The 15,438-nt window shown below is 70.3% G+C and carries 15 protein-coding genes and 1 tRNA gene; 2 read left to right on the plus strand and 14 right to left on the minus strand.

Annotated features, from left to right (window positions below; all coding sequences use genetic code 11):
- Window positions 1-30: 30 nt before the first annotated feature.
- The 7 genes from Q5716_RS15480 to Q5716_RS15510 all read right to left on the minus strand — a co-directional run bounded on the left by Q5716_RS15480 (window position 31) and on the right by Q5716_RS15510 (window position 7,236).
- Entirely contained in the window at window positions 31-1,050 is a 1,020-nt protein-coding gene (locus Q5716_RS15480; protein ID WP_305004063.1) for an ABC transporter permease subunit, read from the minus strand.
- A complete protein-coding gene (locus Q5716_RS15485) occupies window positions 1,047-2,093 on the minus strand; it encodes an ABC transporter permease (RefSeq protein ID WP_305004064.1) in 1,047 nt (348 codons plus the stop codon). The genes Q5716_RS15480 and Q5716_RS15485 overlap by 4 nt, the downstream gene beginning before the upstream one ends.
- Window positions 2,090-3,634 carry a sugar ABC transporter ATP-binding protein gene (locus tag Q5716_RS15490; protein WP_305004065.1) on the minus strand — a complete coding sequence of 515 codons (1,545 nt, stop codon included), beginning with the start codon at window positions 3,632-3,634 and terminating at the stop codon, window positions 2,090-2,092. The genes Q5716_RS15485 and Q5716_RS15490 overlap by 4 nt, the downstream gene beginning before the upstream one ends.
- Window positions 3,635-3,724: 90 nt before the next feature.
- Window positions 3,725-4,690 carry an ABC transporter substrate-binding protein gene (locus Q5716_RS15495; RefSeq protein ID WP_305004066.1) on the minus strand — a complete coding sequence of 322 codons (966 nt, stop codon included), beginning with the start codon at window positions 4,688-4,690 and terminating at the stop codon, window positions 3,725-3,727.
- Between the two features lie 320 nt (window positions 4,691-5,010).
- On the minus strand, window positions 5,011-5,727 hold the full coding sequence (locus Q5716_RS15500) for an SDR family NAD(P)-dependent oxidoreductase (RefSeq protein WP_305004067.1): 717 nt from the start codon (window positions 5,725-5,727) through the stop codon (window positions 5,011-5,013).
- Window positions 5,728-5,737: 10 nt separating this feature from the next.
- A complete protein-coding gene (locus tag Q5716_RS15505; RefSeq protein WP_305004068.1) occupies window positions 5,738-6,607 on the minus strand; it encodes an SDR family NAD(P)-dependent oxidoreductase in 870 nt (289 codons plus the stop codon).
- Between the two features lie 50 nt (window positions 6,608-6,657).
- On the minus strand, window positions 6,658-7,236 hold the full coding sequence (locus Q5716_RS15510) for a TetR/AcrR family transcriptional regulator (RefSeq protein ID WP_305004069.1): 579 nt from the start codon (window positions 7,234-7,236) through the stop codon (window positions 6,658-6,660).
- Between the two features lie 106 nt (window positions 7,237-7,342).
- On the opposite strand from Q5716_RS15510, the gene Q5716_RS15515 reads away from it, so the two are divergent.
- Window positions 7,343-7,549 carry a hypothetical protein gene (locus Q5716_RS15515; protein ID WP_305004070.1) on the plus strand — a complete coding sequence of 69 codons (207 nt, stop codon included), beginning with the start codon at window positions 7,343-7,345 and terminating at the stop codon, window positions 7,547-7,549.
- 55 nt (window positions 7,550-7,604) lie between these two features.
- On the opposite strand, the gene Q5716_RS15520 is transcribed toward Q5716_RS15515, so the two are convergent.
- A tRNA-Ala gene (locus Q5716_RS15520) sits at window positions 7,605-7,677 on the minus strand.
- A gap of 85 nt (window positions 7,678-7,762) precedes the next feature.
- On the opposite strand from Q5716_RS15520, the gene Q5716_RS15525 reads away from it, so the two are divergent.
- The gene (locus tag Q5716_RS15525) at window positions 7,763-8,224 is read left to right on the plus strand and encodes a cupin domain-containing protein (RefSeq protein ID WP_305004071.1); all 462 of its coding nucleotides are present in this window, start codon (window positions 7,763-7,765) and stop codon (window positions 8,222-8,224) included.
- Window positions 8,225-8,248: 24 nt separating this feature from the next.
- Here the strand turns inward: Q5716_RS15525 and Q5716_RS15530 are convergent, their stop codons facing one another.
- The 6 genes from Q5716_RS15530 to Q5716_RS15555 are packed head-to-tail and all read right to left on the minus strand — an operon-like array spanning window position 8,249 to window position 15,088.
- Window positions 8,249-9,346 carry a RuBisCO large subunit C-terminal-like domain-containing protein gene (locus Q5716_RS15530; protein ID WP_305004072.1) on the minus strand — a complete coding sequence of 366 codons (1,098 nt, stop codon included), beginning with the start codon at window positions 9,344-9,346 and terminating at the stop codon, window positions 8,249-8,251.
- A complete protein-coding gene (mtnA, locus tag Q5716_RS15535; RefSeq protein ID WP_305004073.1) occupies window positions 9,343-10,320 on the minus strand; it encodes an S-methyl-5-thioribose-1-phosphate isomerase in 978 nt (325 codons plus the stop codon). Before mtnA ends, Q5716_RS15530 begins: the two co-directional genes overlap by 4 nt.
- Entirely contained in the window at window positions 10,317-11,513 is a 1,197-nt protein-coding gene (mtnK, locus tag Q5716_RS15540) for an S-methyl-5-thioribose kinase (protein ID WP_305004074.1), read from the minus strand. The genes mtnA and mtnK overlap by 4 nt, the downstream gene beginning before the upstream one ends.
- Window positions 11,514-12,518, minus strand: coding sequence for an ABC transporter permease (locus Q5716_RS15545; protein WP_305004075.1), 1,005 nt, complete (start codon window positions 12,516-12,518; stop codon window positions 11,514-11,516). It abuts the gene before it with no gap.
- On the minus strand, window positions 12,515-14,062 hold the full coding sequence (locus tag Q5716_RS15550; protein WP_305004076.1) for a sugar ABC transporter ATP-binding protein: 1,548 nt from the start codon (window positions 14,060-14,062) through the stop codon (window positions 12,515-12,517). Before Q5716_RS15550 ends, Q5716_RS15545 begins: the two co-directional genes overlap by 4 nt.
- 6 nt (window positions 14,063-14,068) lie before the next feature.
- Window positions 14,069-15,088: a substrate-binding domain-containing protein gene (locus Q5716_RS15555; RefSeq protein ID WP_305004077.1), complete on the minus strand. Its 1,020-nt coding sequence runs from the start codon at window positions 15,086-15,088 to the stop codon at window positions 14,069-14,071.
- Window positions 15,089-15,438: the final 350 nt, after the last annotated feature.

Raw genomic sequence — 15,438 nt, forward strand, 5'->3', positions numbered from 1 at the left:
CGCCCGGAGCGCCGATCGACCACCCGCGGTCTACCGTCTACTGGACCGCGCGACGATGATGCGCTGCACCACGACGAACAGCAGCAGCAGCGCGCCGATCGTGATGCGGGTCCAGGACTGCTCGGCGCCGAGGAACGAGATGACCGTCTTGATCGACCCGTACACGAGCACGCCGATCATCGAGCCGAGCACGTAGCCGCTCCCGCCCGTGAGCAGCGTGCCGCCGATGACGACGGCGGCGATCGTGTCGAGCTCCGTGCCGATGCCGTTGAGCGGGTACGACGCCCCGGTGTAGGCGGTGAACACCACCCCGGCGAGGCCCGCGCACACGCCGCTCACGACGTAGGCGAGGAGCTTGGTGCGCACCACCGGGAGACCCATCAGCCGGGCGGACTGCTCGTTGCCGCCGATCGCATAGATCGTGCGGCCGAAGCGCGTGTAGGCGAGCAGGAGCGCGCCCACGATCACGACGAGGATCGCGAGGATGCCCGTCGGCGTGATGAACCAGCTGCCCGGTGCCGCCTGGATGCGCGTCGACTGCAGCCACAGGATCGCCGGGTCCTCGACGCGGATCGACGACAGGCTCACCATGAAGGCCAGCCCCCGCGCGGCGAACATCGCGGCGAGCGACGCGATGAACGGCTGCACGTCGAAGTACTGCACCATGATGCCGACTGCGAGCCCCATGGCCGCCCCGATGAGGAGCATCACCGGCACCACCACGCCGACGGGGAGCCCGTCGCGGAGCAGGCTCGCGCCGAGCATCCCGGTGAAGGCCATCACCGCGCCGACCGAGAGGTCGATGCCGCCGGTGAGGATGACGAAGGTCATGCCCACGGCGAGGATCAGCAGGTACGCGTTGTCCAGCAGGAGCGAGGAGATCACTCGCGGCGTGAGGAAGTTGCCGAAGTACGCCTGGGCTCCGATGAACATCACGATGAGGATCGCGAGGGCGGCGAGCACGGGGATCCACGAGGCGCGCCTCGAGAAGAAGCGGCGCAGCGCACCCGACGCGGATGCCCGCTCCACGGTTACCGGGATGCCGGTCATGAGGCCACCTCCGAGCCGCCCTGCGGCGACGAGTTGCGGGGGCGCAGCGCCTGGGAGGCGCGCGCGAGGACGGAGCGCAGCCGGGGCGACTGCACGAGGACGACGATCACGACGACGATCGCGAGGAAGAGCGGGCTCACCGCGGGCGGGACCCCGAGAAACGTGATCGTCGACTTGAGCGTCTGGATCGTGAAGACCCCGACCACGGTTCCCGCGAGGCTGAACTTGCCGCCCATGAGGGAGGTGCCGCCGAGCACGACGGCGAGGATGGCGTCGAGCTCGATGTAGAGACCGGCGGCATTCGCATCCGCCGCCATGATGTTGGAGCTGTACAGGATGCCCGCGAGCCCGGCGAGCAGTCCGCTCGCCGCGTAGGCGCCCCAGATGATGCCGCGCGAGCGCACCCCCGCGAGTCGGCTCGCCTCGGGGTTGATGCCGACCGCCTCGGTCAGCACGCCGAGCGCGGTGCGCCGCTCGAGGAGGGCGACGACGACGACCGCCGCCATCGACACGTAGAGCGCGAACGGCAGGCCGAGCACGTAGCCCTGGGCCATGAACTTGTAGGGCTCGCTGTTGATGGTCGTGATGAAGCCGCCCGTGATGAGGAGCGCTATCCCGCGGCCGGCGAGCATGAGCACGAGCGTGGCGATGATCGGCTGGATGCCGACGACGGCGACGAGGAAGCCGTTCCAGACGCCGAGGACCAGGGCGACGAGCACACCCACGACGATCGCGACGAGGACGGTGCCGAGCCCGTTCGGGTCCGACGAGCCCTCGATGATCGTGAGCGCGACCGCCCCCGACACCGCCATCACAGCGCCGACGGAGAGATCGATGCCGCGAGTCGCGATGACGATCGTCATGCCGAGCGCGACGAGCATGAGCGGCGCGGAGTTGCGCAGGATGTCGATGAGCGGCCCGTACAGCTGACCGCCCTGCACCGTGATGCTGATGAACGACGGTCGCGCGATCGTGTTGATCACGATGAGGGCGACGAGGGCGAGCACCGGCCAGAACAACCGGTTCTTGAGGATGCGTTTCATGCCACGTTCTCCGGGCTCTCGAGTGCCCCGTCGGCGATGAAATCGACGAGGTCTCCGACTTCGATGTCGTGCGAGGTCAGCTCGCCGATCTTACGACGATCGCGCATCACGACGACACGGTGCGCGAGGCGCAGCACCTCCTCGAGCTCCGAGGAGATGAAGACGACGGACATCCCCTGGGCGGCGAGCTCGGCGACCTTGCGCTGGATGTCGGCCTTCGCGCCGACGTCGATGCCGCGCGTCGGCTCGTCGAGGATGATGAGCTGCGGCGCCGTCGCCAGCCAGCGCGCGAGCAGCACCTTCTGCTGGTTGCCGCCGGAGAGGTTCTTGATGAGCCGGTTCGGGTCGGCAGGTCGCACCCCGAGGGCGGCGATGTACTCGTCGACGAGCGCGGCCTGCTCGGCGCGGCCGACCTTGCGCAGCCAGCCCCGCTTCGCCTGGATGCCCAGCACGATGTTCTCCGCGACCGAGAGGTCGCCGATGATGCCCTCGGCACGGCGGTCCTCCGAGGAGAACGCGATGCGCTGGTCGATCGCGTGCCGCGGGGTGGTGATGCGGGCGGGCGTGCCCCGCACCTGCGTCGAGCCGGAGTCGGCGCGGTCGGCGCCGTACAGCAGTCGCGCGAGCTCGGTGCGGCCGGAGCCGAGGAGGCCGGCGAAGCCCACGACCTCGCCGTCGTACACGCTCACGTCGGCGGGCTCGAGAACGCCCTTGCGACCGAGGTCGCTCGCCTCGAGAACGGGGGCCGCGTCCCGGTCGATCTCACGGGCGGCGCTGCGGGAGAGCGCGTCGAGCTCATCGAGCTCGCGGCCGATCATGAGCGAGATCAGTTCGCCGCGCGGCAGCTCCGCCGCGGGGTACTCGCCGACGAGCATCCCGTTGCGCAGCACCGTGAGGCGATCGGAGATCTCGTAGACCTGGTCGAGGAAGTGGGTGACGAAGAGGATGGCGACTCCGCGATCGCGTACGTCGCGCATGACGGCGAAGAGCTGCTCGACCTCGCTGCGGTCGAGGCTCGAGGTCGGCTCGTCGAGCACGAGCACGCGGGCCTCGCCCACCATCGCGCGGCTGATCGCGACGAGCTGCTGGATGGCGATCGAATGGGTGGACAGCGCCGAGCGGGTGTCGATGTCGAGACCGAGGTTGGTGAGGTGACGGGCGGCCTCGCGATGGGTGGCCTTCCAGTCGATGAGCCCGGCGCGGCGCACCTCATGGCCGAGCATGACGTTCTCGCCGACCGAGAGGTTCGTACAGAGGTTGACCTCCTGGTACACGGTCGAGATGCCGGCGGCCTGGGCATCCGCCGTACCGCGGAAGACACGCTGCTCCCCCGCGACGGTGATGGTGCCGCCGTCGATCGGGTAGACGCCGGTGAGCGCCTTGATGAGCGTCGACTTGCCGGCGCCGTTCTCGCCCATGAGGGTGTGGACCTCGCCGGAGCGGAGGACGAAGTCGACTCCGTCGAGCGCCTTGACGCCCGGGAACTGGATGGTGATGCCGCGCATCTCGACGATGGCGGGCTGCGCGGGGGCCGCGGTCATGGTTGTTCGATCCCTCTGTCGGTGGCGTGGCCGCCGGGGCCGAGCGGATGCCCGGCCCCGGCGGTCACGGGTGATGGAGCTGACCGTCCGTTAGTACGGGCGGGTCGGGAGCAGCTCGATCGCGTCCTCCTGGGTGAACGCGCCGTCCGGCACGATGTAGGCCTTGTCGACCGATTCGCCCGCGAGCACCTTCTTGACGAGGTCGGCGACCTGGTCGCCGAGGAGCGGGTTGCACTCGACGATGTAGTTGAACTCGCCGTCGGCGAGGGCCTGCATGCCGTCCTTGACCGCGTCGATCGTGACGATCTTGATGTCCTCACCGGGCGTGAGGCCAGCGGCCTTGATCGCGTCGAGCGCGCCGAGCCCCATGTCGTCGTTGTGCGCGAACAGAACCTGGATCTCGCTGCCGTACTTCTGCAGGAAGCCCTCCATGACCTTCTTGCCGCCGTCGCGGGTGAAGTCGCCGGTCTGCGAGTCGAGCACGTTGATGGACGTGCCGTCGATCGCCTCGGCGAAGCCCGTGGCGCGGTCGAGCGCGGCGGACGAACCCGTCGTGCCCTCGAGGATCACGAGGTTGGTGGGCTCGGCGCCGAAGTTGTCGGCGACCCACTCACCGGCGGTCTTGCCCTCCTGCTTGAAGTCGAGGCCGACCCACGTGGCATACAGGTCGTCGCTCGCGCTGACCGTGCGGTCCTCGAGGATGACGGGGATGCCCGCGTCCTTGGCCTCCTTGAGCACGTCGTCCCAGCCGTCGACCGTGATGGGCGCGATGACGATCGCGTCGACGCCCTGGTTGATGAAGCTGCGGACGGCGGCGATCTGCGCCTCCTGCTTGTTGTCGGCCGCGTTGAAGATCAGCTCGAAGCCGTTCTCCTCCGACAGCGCCGCCTTGAGCGACTCCGTGTTGGCGCTGCGCCAGCCGCTCTCCGAGCCGGTCTGCGCGAAGCCGACGGTGATGAGGTCGTCGTCGCCGCCTCCGCCCGTGTTGGCTGCGCAACCGGTCAGCGCGAGTGCCGCGATGCCGAGGGCTGCGATTCCACCGAGAACTCTCTTCATTCCCAAAACCTCCTTGTTCGGGCCCGGCCGAGCCGGGTGCGTGGTGTCAAGTCCTGCCGCGCACGCGAATGGCGTCATCGACATTGGACCAAATGTTAGCCTTCACATTCGAGTGCGGCGCAAGTCCGAAATGTAACGTTTCGGTAACGTGGCCCGGGAATCAGGCAAGTTTCGCGGTCACGGCGACCGTCGCTGGTGGCCGCCCGGGAACTGATGTGATGGCTGCGTGAGCCTTCACATCGTGATGTTAGGGTTCACATCAACAATTCCGGTCTATTTCGGCGAAACCGCGCGCTGACCGGCTCTTTTGGTGAGCTGGCTCAGCCGAACTGGATGCCTCGAACGCGGTGCCCCACGGCGATCGACTCGCCGCTCACGGCGGCCGCCGCATCCGACGCGAGGAACGCCACGAGCGCGGCGATCTGCGACGGCGAGGACTCTCCCCCGCGACCGAGGGCGACCTCCGCGCTCGGCGCATCCGTCACATTTCCCGGGTTCACGACGTTGACGGTGACGCCCGATCCGGCGAGCTCGTCGGCGATCGCCTTGGCCGACGTGTTGACGACGGCGTTTCGAGCCGCAGCCGTGACGGAGCCGCTCAGCCACGCGTTCTGCCCGCTGATCTGGATGATCCGGCCGAAGCCGGCCGCGCGCATGACGGGCACCGCGGCCTCGGTCATCCGCAGGTACCCCATCGCCTTGCCGTCGATCGCGTCGAGCACCTGCTCGGCGTCATGATCGCGGGCGGGGTCGAGCGTCCCCGCGGACGGGGCGGCCGTGTTGACGAGCACGTCGAGGCGGCCGTGCGCCGCCAGCACCTGGTCGACGGCGGATCGGGCGGATGCCGCATCCCGGGTGTCCACGACGACGGTGCCCGCTGCCCCGACCTCCGCCTCCGCCACCTCCAGCTTCTCGGGGGTGCGGCCACCGATCACGACCACTGCCCCTTCCTCGACGAAGGTGCGGGCGATCTCCCGCCCGATGTAGCCGGCACCGCCGACGACGAGAACCACGCGACCGCGGAGACCCAGATCCATACCTTCGAGGCTAGCGCGAGGTCGCGAGCCTGCGGTTCTGGCTTCGGAGCACCCTGTCGAGGAGTCGGTCGGTCGCGATCCGCGACATCGCGGTGAACATCGCGCCGTCGCGGCCGACCGTGTAGCGGGTCTTCGGTCGCCGCGCCCCTGCCGCCCGAGAAATCACCTCGGCCGCACGATCCGGGGAGGCGCCGTCTCGAGCGAAGCCCTCGGCTTGCGCGGTGAATGCCGCGATGAGCTCGTCGTACCGTCGGTGTTGCTCGGCGGTCATCGTGGCGCCGACGCGCTCGCTCGCCGCGAGTCCGCTCGCCGTGAGGTGAGTGCTCACGGCGCCCGGGGTGATCTTGATGACCTCGACCCCGAGATCGGCGACCTCGCGCCGCAGAGAGTCGCTCACGGCCTCCAGGGCGAACTTGGCTGCGGAGTAGGCACCGTAGTTCGCCATCGCGATGCGTCCGCCCACCGAGGTGACGTTGAGGATGCGACCGTGCGTCGAGAGCAGGGTCGGGAGCAGGGCGCGCGTGAGGGCGATCTGGCCGAAGAGCGACACGTCGAACTGCTGCCGCCAGTCGGCGAGTGTGAGCACCTCGACGGGGGCGTTGATGGCGATCCCGGCGTTGTTGACGAGGAGGCGCAGCGGGCGCCCGGCTGGATCGGCGGCGACTCGCGCGGCCACCGCGGCGATGTGCTCGTCGTTCGTGACATCCAGGATGATGCCTTCGATGCTCTCGCCCGAAACGGCCTCGGCGTCGGCGACGGAGCGGACTCCGGCGAGCACGTGGAAACCGTCAGCGGCGAGCCGCTGCGCCGTCGCTCGGCCGATGCCGCTCGAGGTGCCGGTGACGAGGGCGAGGCCTCGAGGTTCAGTTGACGTTGTCATATCAATCACACTACGGAGTTGATATGACACTGTCAACTGAAATGCTCGTGCTAGCTCGCGCGACCTCCGACGAGGTCGATGAGCTCGTCCACCAGCTCGGGCGCCGACGTTCCCCACTTCTCACCATCGAGCTGCCCATTCGCCTCCATGCTCGCGACGCCGTGCGTGCTCGCCATGAGGAGGGCCGCGCTCCGGCGGGCATCCGCACTCCCGACCACATCCGCGACGATGTCGAGGAAGGCGTCCTGGGTCTCCGCCGCGGCGCCCAGCAACGCCTCCGGATTGCGCTCGGGCGCGACGAACATGATCGCGTACCGGTGGGGGCGGCCGCGCGCCAGGTCGAGCAGCAGGTGCAGGGACCGCCGGAGGCGGTCGACGGGTGCGAGCCGGGAATCCTCCTGCAGCTCACGCAGGGCGGCGGTGAGCGCGGACCAGCTCTCGATGGCCACCGATGCCAGCAACTCGCCCTTGTCGACGAAGTGCCCGTACGGCGCCCCGCGCGACACCCCGGCCGCAGCCCCGACGGCGCGCAGGGTGACCGCCTCGGGGCCGCCCTCGTCGAGGAGGGCGCCCGCCGCCGCGAGCAGCTCCCGCCGGGTCCGCGCCGCCGATTCGGCTCGAGTCGTCATGGCATCACTGTAAGTGACACCGTCAACTGGGGGCGGCGCAACCCCCTGGCGTGGAGCGCACTCTCGGCGTTGAGTGGAGGGACCAGCTCCACGAGAGGAGAGCACGATGTCAGACCCCAACATGGATCAGGCGGCCATCCAGGCCGAAGCCGTCGAGGACGGCGAGGGAGCCCCCAAGAGCACGTCCGCCCTCGGTTCGACGACCGCCGGCGATCAGCGCCCCACCGGCTCCGACCGGCCCGACTCCGACGACGACGAGGGTCCGATGGACCCGATCACCGGCGACACTGTGGGAACGACCGGCGACGACTAGTGCCGAAACGAGAGAACCCCGCCCCGGCTAAGCCGAGGCGGGGTTCTCACACCGGTGGACCCTAGGGGATTTGAACCCCTGACCTCCTCGATGCGAACGAGGCGCGCTACCAACTGCGCCAAGGGCCCTAGTGCGTCATCAAGGCTACCAGACGTGTGACCCGCTGTGACGCACGGCCGCAGTGCCGGAGCATCCCGCGCGTAGCATGGCAGGGTGACCACCGAGCACTCGATCCGCCTCCACTCGGCCCAGCCCACCCCGTACACGTGGGAGGGGGTCGACGTGCTCGAGTACAAGGAGGAGGACGGTACCTTCAAGGCGGTCACGCGCCAGGTGCTCACCGACGCGGAGCACGGGCAGGGGGCGTCCTTGCGCTACTTCGAGGTCGGGCCGGGTGGGCACACGACCCTCGAGCACCACGAGCACACGCACGTCGTCGTCCCGATCCGCGGTCGCGGCCGGGCGCTCGTGGGCACCCAGGTCGTCGACCTCGCCCAGCACGACGTGGTGTTCGTCCCCTCGTGGACGTGGCACCAGTTCCAGTCGGTCGGCGACGAGCCGTTCGGCTTCCTGTGCAGCGTCACCGTCGAGCGCGACCGACCGGTGCGGCCGACGGCCGAGCAGATCGCCGAGCTCGAGTCGTACCCGGGCGTGGGCGGGTTCATCAAGTACTAGACGGCGAGCGCCGCCTCGAGAGCCTCAGCGAACGGTCTGGGCAGCCTCCAGGAACGCCTCCGCCGACGCCCGCAGGTCTCCCCCGCGGTGCAGGTCGCTGCCGATGAGCAGCAGCACGTCGCGGCCGTAGAGCTCCACGAGCTCGCCGATGCGGTCGACCGACATGCCTCCACCGGGAGCGGGAAGGGATGCCTCGAGCCCGGCGAACGGGCGCCGGGACTGCTCGGCGATCCCCCGGCACTGCTCCACCGTGAGGCTGAAGCGCCCGCCGGCGGACGGGAAGATCACCGTGTCGGCGCGAGCGAGCCGCATGATCGGGCCGAAGAGCACCTCCGGCGAGATGCCGTGCGTCGACGACGCGGTGAAGCCGCCGAGGAACGACGGGTGCGCCATGATGATGGCGTCCTCGGGCAATACGGTCGCGGCGAAGCGCACCGAGTCGAAGCCGGTGACACCGGGCATGAGGAGCACGCCGTCGGCACCGGCATCCGCCGCGAAGCGCAACCGCTCCTCGAACTGCTCGAACGGGCCGGCCACCGCGGGGAAGTAGCGCGCCCGGCGGCCGGAGGCAGCGTTCGTCTCGCGCACCGCTTCGGTGACCCGCAGCACTCGCTCGCGGAAGGGTGCCCACGGCTGATTCGCGAGGCCCTGGTCGTCCTTGATGACGTCGAGGCCCCAGGCGAGCTTGGACGCCATGGCGGCGAGGTCGGCGGGCTCGAGGCCGACGGGCTTGAGCGCGGTCGCGAGGAGCGGGCGGTCATCCACTCCGAGAACGCGGCGGATGCCCGCCGCCCCCAGCGGCGGACCGCCGCCCACGGCGGCCGCGAGCGACTCCGGCACCTCGAGCTCCACGAGGCGGATTCCGTCCTGGAGCGACACGTTGCCGATGAGGTGCACGAGCAGCTGGGCGAGCTCGCCGCCGGCGAGCTCCTCGGGGTACTCGACGACGGCGGTGTCGAACTCGGAACCAGCCTCGAACGAGACGACGTGGGCGAGCGAGCGCAGGGCGGGCTCCGGCGCGAGGTCGGTGGGCAGTTCGTGGCTCTGCTCGACGGCGAGGGCCTCGGCCCGGGCGCGGCGGTCGTCGCCGCGGATCTCATAGGTCGCGACGATCGCGCTCATGCCTGTACCGCCTTCGCGATGGAGTCCGAGTACGGCGCGCGCAGGATGCCCGCCTCCGTGATGATGCCGGTGATGAGCTCGGCGGGCGTCACATCGAAGGCGGGGTTCCAGACGCGCACGCCCTCGATAGGGGTGTCGAGCACCTCGTCAGCCGAGCGCTCCTCGATCTCGATGTCCGCGCCGGAGGCGGTGCTCGGATCGATCGCGTTGAGGGTCGCCGCGACGTAGAAGGGCACCCCTTCGCGCGCAGCCGCGACCGCGAGCGACCGCGTCCCCACCTTGTTCGCCGTGTCGCCGTTCGCCGCGATGCGGTCGGCCCCGACGATCACCGCGTCGACGCGACCGGTGCCGAGCGCAGCTGCGGCCGCCGAGTCGACGAGCAGCTCGACGTCGATGCCCGAGGCCGCGAGCTCCCACGCGGTCAGCCGCGCGCCCTGCCGGAGCGGCCGGGTCTCCGTCGCGAGCACGGTGAGCGGCCGACCGGACTCGTGGATCGCATAGGCGACCCCCAGCGCCGTGCCCCATCCGGTAGTCGCGAGGCGGCCGGTGTTGCAATGGGTCAGGATGACTCGGGCCCCCGCGAGCTCGTCGCGGCCGAGCTCCCCGATCCGCCGCGTCTGCTCGTCGTCCGCCGTGAGGAGCCCGAGAGCGACGCCGAGCGGGTCCCGTCCGGCGTGGTACGCGTCGAGCGCGAGCCCGACGGCGACGCGGAGATTGACCGCGGTGGGCCGCGCGGCGATGAGGCGTGCGGCCGTGTCATCCGCGTCGAGCCCGGCCCGCACACCCAGCACGAAGCCGAGCGCTCCCGCCGAGCCGATCACGTTCGCGCCGCGCACCGCGAGCGTCGCGATCGCGTCGACGACCTCGTCGACCGTCGCGAGGTCGCGCACCGAGAGCTGCCCTGGCAGGAGGCGCTGGTCGATGATGCGCACGGCATCCCCCGTCCAGCCGACGGAGGCGGGAAGGGCGCTCACAGTCCCAGGCCCGCGGCGGTGCGCTCGGCGAGTTGCGCCGGGGTCGCGACGAGCTCGCGGCCTTCGACCCACGCGCGCGCGGTGTGCAGCACCGCCGTCGCGGCCGCCACGTGCTGACTCGGGTCCAGGGATTGGATATCGGATGCCTTGGCGAGGCCGACGATGCGCCGGATGGCTTTGAGCCCGCCGAACCCGACGGCGTCCTGCCACGTCGAGCGCAACCACTCCTCGAGCACCGCATCGGAGAAGAACGGGTCCACGCGCGACGGCCAGAGCCGTCGGAACTCGCTCTCGAAGGACGACCAGGTCTCCCCCACGAGTCCGGCGAGCCATCCCTGGAACTCTGCGGGCCGCTCGAGGACCACTGAGCGGGCCTGGGCGAGGAGGGTGTTGCCGAAGAACGCGCCCAGGTCGAAGCCGACCGGCCCGTAGAACCCGAACTCGAGGTCGAAGATCTTCGCGGGCGACTCGGAGGGCCCGTTCGGGACGAAGACCGAGCCGGTGTGCAGGTCGCCGTGCAGGAGCGCCTCGGAGCGCGTCATGAACGTGTACTTGAGGGCGGCGGCGTGATCGGTGAGCTCGCCCTCGCGCAGCGCGAGCACCGCGTCCTCGAGCTCGGGCACCCACGAGTTGCCGTCGTGGTCGACGTAGGGGTGGGTGAAGACGAGGTCCTCGGTGATCTTGCAGAGGTCGGGGTTGGCCGCACCGGCGCGGGCGGCGATGAGGGCATCCGATTCGAGTCCGAACGCCGAGGTGCCGAACGCGACCCGGGCGACGTGGCGGCCGATGACCGCGGCCGCGCCGGGCGAGATGCGGCCCTCGTTGAGGGCGCGACGCCATACCGTCCAGCCCGAGAGGTCCTCCATCGCGATCGTTCGCGACTCGACGTCGAGGCCGAAGTAGGCGGGGATCGTGTCAGGACTGTGGGCGACCGCGGCGTCGTAGCCGCGGCCCTCGGCGAGGATCCGGTCCTGGCTGAGCGGCCACGACTCCCCCACGAGGCGCACGTACGGGAGCGACTGCTTCAGGGTGATGGAGCGGCCCGAGGCATCCCTCGCGATGAAGACGAGGTTGAGGTTGCCGTCGCCGACCTCGATGACGGAGAGCGTCGATGGGTCGACCTGTGCCGCGAGGTGGGGCCGCGCCGCGATGTACTCGGGAACGGTCGCGACGGTGAGCACCGGGACGGTCACTTAAGAATCCTTACGCTTGAACAGGCCCGAGAAGCTGAGCACGAGGGCTCCGAGCAGGAGGAGCCCCTTGATGAGGTCCTGGGTGTAGTACGGCAGGTTCATCATGGTCAGTCCGTTGAGGACGACGCCGACGAAGATGGCCCCCACCACGGTACCGAAGCCGTTGGCCTTGTTCGCCCCGAGCACGGCGAAGCCGATGAGCGCGGCGGCGACGGTCTCCAGCAGGTAGCCGCCGCCCACGCCGACGTCTCCTCGGCCGAGGCGCGCGGTGAGCAGGATGCCTCCCACCGATGCCAGCACGCCGGAGATCGCATAGGCGAGCACCTTGTTGCGCCCCACGTGCACTCCCGCGAGCCGCGCCGCCTCGGGGTTGCCGCCGATCGCGCCGAACAGCCGGCCGGTGCGGGTGCGGGAGAGCAGGAGCGTGACGGCGACGCCGAGCACCACCATGACCACAACGGTGATCGGGATGCCCAGCACCGTGCCACGACCGAGCCACAGGAACTCCGGGCTGATCGAGCCGGGTGCGGGCTGTCCGTCGATCGTCGAGCCGGTCGAGACGGACTGGCCGGATGTGAGCACGAGAGCGAGTCCCGCGAACACGAACATCGTGGCGAGAGTCGCGAGCAGGTCGGGCACGCGCGCGACGACGACGAGGAAGCCGTTCACGAGACCGATGCCGAGGCCCGCGAGCAGACCCAGCAGCACGGCCACCCAGGGGCCGAGGCTCCAGTAGACCTGGGCGGCGGCGGTGAGCATGACGACGAACGAGATCGTCGAGCCGATCGAGAGGTCGAAGCCGTTGACCGAGAGGGAGACGGTGACACCGAGAGCGACGATCGCGGTGATCGCGACCGACTGCAGGATGATGAGCACGTTGCGCCACGTGCCGAACGACGGCTGGGTCGCGGCGAAGAAGACCACCAGTACGACGAGCAGCACGAGAAGGCCGTAGCGGTAGACGAGGTCGCGGACGCGGTCGCGCGCCGACAGGGTGGAGGTCATGAGACGGTCCTCTGGTGGGGGTGGGAGGCGGCGGCGACCATGAGCTGCGCGAGCCCCTCGACGTCGGTGCCGCGCGGGTCGATCTCGGCGACGAGCTCGCCGTCGCCGAAGACGAGGATGCGGTCCGCGACCTCGAGGATCTCCTCCGGGTCGCTCGAGGCGACGACGGAGGCAAGCCCGACGCCGGACCGCAGGAGTGCAGCCAGGTCGGCTCGCGCGCCGAGATCGACGCCGCGGAACGGCTCATCGAGCACGAGCACCCTCGAGCCGGCGGCGATCCATCGCCCCACGATCACCTTCTGCCGGTTGCCTCCCGAGAGCGAGCGGAGGGCTGCGCGCGGCCCGCTCGCGACGACCCGCAGCGTCTCGATCACGAGTCGCGCGGCCTGCGTCTCGCGGGCCCGGCTCAGCAGTCCCGCGCGGCGGTAGCGGCGCAAGTCGGGCAGCGTGATGGTGTCGGCGATGTCCCAGTCGCCAATCTCCGCCGAGGCGCGGCGGTCCTCGGGAACGAACCCGATACCCGCGGCGACGGCGTCGGCGGGATGACGCGGCGCATGCTCGTGCCCGAGCAGGGTCATCCGGCCGCTCTGCAGCCGTGCCGCACCGACGACCTGCAGGAGCAGCTCCGTCTTGCCCGCCCCGAGGAGTCCGGTGATGCCGAGCACCTCACCCTCGCGGACGGCGAGGTCGAACGGTGCCGCGTCCGGTGCGGTGCGGACGCCCTCGAGGGCGAGCACGACTCGGTCGGTCGTGGCGCGGGAGTCGGAGGGCCGCTGCGTCGCGAGTCCGCCGAGCATCGCCGTGACAACCGCGGAGGGGTCGACCGGGGCGGCGAACTCGCCGGCGACGCGGCCTTCGCGCAGGGCGACGACGCGGTCGCAGATCGCGGCGATCTCGGCGAGGTGGTGGGTGATGTAGATGATGGCGGTCCCCTCCGCGGCGAGGGACCGCAGGCGGTCGTGGAGCTCCCGCTGCTCCGTCACCGAGAGGGCCGCGGTCGGCTCATCCAGGATGAGCACGCGGGCGCCGCGGTGCAGGGCTCGAGCGATGAGCAGCTGCTGCTTGCGGGATGTCCCGAGCGATCGCACCGGCACGTCGAGGTCGGCGGCTCCCGGGAGCACCTCCTCGGCACGGCGCCGAACCGAACGGGGGCTCACCCACGGTCCCAGTTCGCCGGCCGCCACTGCGTCGAGGACGAGGTTCTCGGCGACGGTGAGGTCGAGCACGAGCGCCTGGTCGACGTCCTGGTGCACGGTCGCGATGCCGGCGCGCGCGGCCTCGTCCGGGTCGGCGAAGTCGACGACCGCGCCCTCGATCTCGAGGCGACCGTCGGTAGTGCGGATCGAGCCGGACAGGATTCCGATGAGCGTCGACTTGCCGGCGCCGTTCGCACCGACGAGTCCGACGATCTCTCCGGGCTGGAGCGAGAAGTCGACCCCGTCGAGTGCGCGGGTCGAGCCGAACTGCTTAACGACCGAATGGGCCGAGAGCACGGGCGTTGCGCCCGGTGCTCCCGACCCGTTCGGCGACGTGGTTCGGGGCATCCGTTCTTACGGTACCGGCACCAGATCGGGCGTCGCGAGCTCCGGGAACGCCTCCGTGAGGCCCTGGATGGTCGTCACGCCCTTCTCGAGAAGACCGGCCTGCGTGATGAGGGTCGGCGGGATCTCGATTGCGGACGGCACGTCGCCCCCGGTGGCCGCGAGGTAGGCGGCGCGGATGGTGACGGCACCGACGTTCGCCGGGTCGGTCGCGGCCGTCGCCACCCAGGGGCTGCCCTCCGCGGTGATGACCTCGATGTCGGCGGTGGAGATGTCGGCGCCGTACACCTTCACGGTGTCCTCGAGGCCGAGCTCCTGGATGGCGAGGGTCGCGCCCTTCGCGAACTCGTCGTACGGCGCGAAGATCGCCGTGACGCCGGGGTTCGCCTGGAGCGCGGCCTTGGCCTGCTCCGCGACCTCGACGGCGGTGTTCTCGTTGACGACACCGATCTGGGCGACCTGGTTGAGGCCGGGGTTGTCAGCGAGGGTCTCCTGCCAGACCGCGTCGCGGCGGTCGAGCGGGGCGAAGCCCGCGACGTAGACGTAGATGACGTCGGCCTCACCTGCCGTGTCCTCCACGAGCTGGCCGAGCACCTGCTCGGCGAGCACGGCGTCGGACTGGGCGACGGTCACAGCGCGGTCGTCTCCGGCGTCGACGTCGAACGCGACGACGGGGATGTCGGCGTCGAGCGCGGCCGCGATGGGCGCCTGGACGGTCTCCGCGAAGCCGTGCGAGATGGCGATCGCGTCGACGCCCTCCCCGGTCGCGGCCTCGATGTCGATGGCCTGCTGGGCGTCGTCACCGTTCGCCTCGTAGATGGAGAGGTTGACGCCGAGACGGTCGGCCTCGGCCTTGGCGCCGGCAAGCCAGAGCTCGAAGTAGTCGCCCGAGCTGAGCTGGCGCACGAGCGCGATGTCGACGGCGTCGTCGGAGCCGCCGCCGTTGTCGGCGGGCGCGGAGCACGCGGTCAGCGCGAGCGCTGACACGGCGAGTGCCGCGACGGGAAGGAAGGCGGAGCGGAGCTTCATGGGGCACGTCCTCTGGTGGGGTCGGGATGACACGGCTGCTGTGGCCGCTACGCGACTCTAGGAGCGGGGCACCGCCCCACCCAAAAGCTGTGACGTTGTGTTGCGACGCGTGGTGCCGCGGGCAGGGTCTTTGGCGGCATCGGGGTTCCGCCCGCCCTCATTACTGCCGTGGTGGTGGGTGGACGCGGGCTGCGGTGGGGTTGCGGTGTTGTAGGGGCACACGATCGCCGGTGCCGCGGTCGAGCCAGTATTTCGCGCCGATTCGCACGATTCGCCAGTTCTTGGTGTGGAGGAGTTGGTGGTGGTGTCGGCAGAGGAGTACTCCGTCGTTGGTGGAGGTGTCGCCGTGG

Origin of the sequence: Antiquaquibacter soli, from assembly GCF_030580675.1 — a bacterium.
In the GTDB taxonomy this organism is placed as follows: Bacteria; Actinomycetota; Actinomycetes; order Actinomycetales; family Microbacteriaceae; genus Rhodoglobus; species Rhodoglobus soli.